Origin of the sequence: Chitinophaga sp., assembly GCF_035564935.1 — a bacterium.
Classification (GTDB): domain Bacteria; phylum Bacteroidota; class Bacteroidia; order Chitinophagales; family Chitinophagaceae; genus Chitinophaga.
Genome location: NZ_DATMTE010000739.1, coordinates 1 through 1546 on the forward strand (window position 1 = coordinate 1; position 1546 = coordinate 1546).

Below are 1546 nucleotides of genomic sequence, written 5' to 3' on the forward strand. Positions count from 1 at the left end.
GCTCCGCTATTTTAAAGAAAACTAGAGGATTATTACCCGGCAGCAATGCGGTTGTGGAATTGCTGAAAACAAACCCCTCTTTAGCATTAACTGAATCCGTGGCGGCGGAAACATCACGCTATCATCAGGTATTAAGTGCACCGGAACCCCTCCATATGATCAGGACGCTGCAGGAAGGAATTCGAAAGGCACAGCATCCCGGTCGGATAAAATCACTTGGAGATTATAAGGTCAAAAAAATAGGAATCCTGGGAGCAGGTATGATGGGATCCGGTATTGCCTATGAAGCTGCCAAAGCAGGCATTGAAGTGGTTTTAAAAGATGTGACTATCGCACAGGCCGAGCAGGGAAAAGCCTATTCGACCAAACTTTGCGACAAGCGGCTTGCCCAGGGACAGATGAGCAGCATACAACAACAGAAACTTTTATCCAATATTCAACCCAGTGCGCAAGTTGCCGACCTTGTCGGTGCTGATGTAATTATTGAAGCGGTATTTGAAGATCTGGAACTAAAAGCTGAGGTTACCCGACAAAGCCTGCCTTACCTCGCCGAAAATGGCTTTTTCGCTTCCAATACTACTTCACTGCCCATTACGGTATTGGCCGCTGCAACGGATCGGCCGGAGCGTTTCATCGGCATGCATTTTTTCTCTCCTGTAGACCGTATGCCCCTGGTTGAAATTATATGTGGCACGCAAACCGATCAGATTACATTGCAAAAGGCAATTGCAATCACCTTGCGCCTGGGCAAAATCCCCATTGTCGTGCATGATGGACCCGGATTTTTTACCTCACGCATTTTCTTCCATTATTTACTGGAGGCGATCACGATGCTGCTGGAAGGTGTTCCTGCGATTCAGATCGAAGAAGAAGCCATTCAGGCAGGATTTGCCGTTGGCCCATTGGCCGTGCTGGATGAAATTTCACTGGAACTGATGGTGCATGTGTACGATCAATTCCCGGCACTCCATAACAGTCAGCGACGTGCCTATGCCCACCTGAACAAAATGATTGCAAATGGCAGAAAAGGCAGAAAATCAGGCCATGGATTCTATGACTACGACCCTGTTTCTAGAACAAAAACAATCTGGCAGAATCCTGCGCTACCGACTTCCGAAGGATCTTGGTCAGCCGATATAATACGTAAGAGACTGCTTCATGTCATGGCCTTGGACAGCTACCGCTGTCTGGAAGAAGGCATATTGGAAGAAACCATAGCTGGTGATATCGGTTCAATCCTCGGTGTGGGATATGCCGCACATACCGGTGGCGTATTCGGACATATCGACCTAACCACCCTCCCCACCTTTGTGCAGGAGTGCCAGTCGTTTCTCCCATTTGGAGAACAATGGGATATCCCCCAATCATTAAAAGAACTTGCCAATAGAAATTTCACCTTTTATACGGGTTTTGATTCAAACTGGACAGGAAAACAACCGTTGAATTAAACGAACTGCATTTATTAAAAAACGTGGAATCTAGCAAGATGTATGTCTGAGGCTGAAGCTCTTCCTTTAAATAACAAGCGCTAAAAAACCATTGACCG

The 1546-nt window shown here is 46.6% G+C and carries 1 protein-coding gene; it reads left to right on the forward strand.

The features are described from left to right. The coding region (locus VN105_RS19125; RefSeq protein WP_325643155.1) for a 3-hydroxyacyl-CoA dehydrogenase family protein at nucleotides 1-1448 on the forward strand (1448 nt) is incomplete at its 5' end. Nucleotides 1449-1546 lie beyond the last annotated feature (98 nt).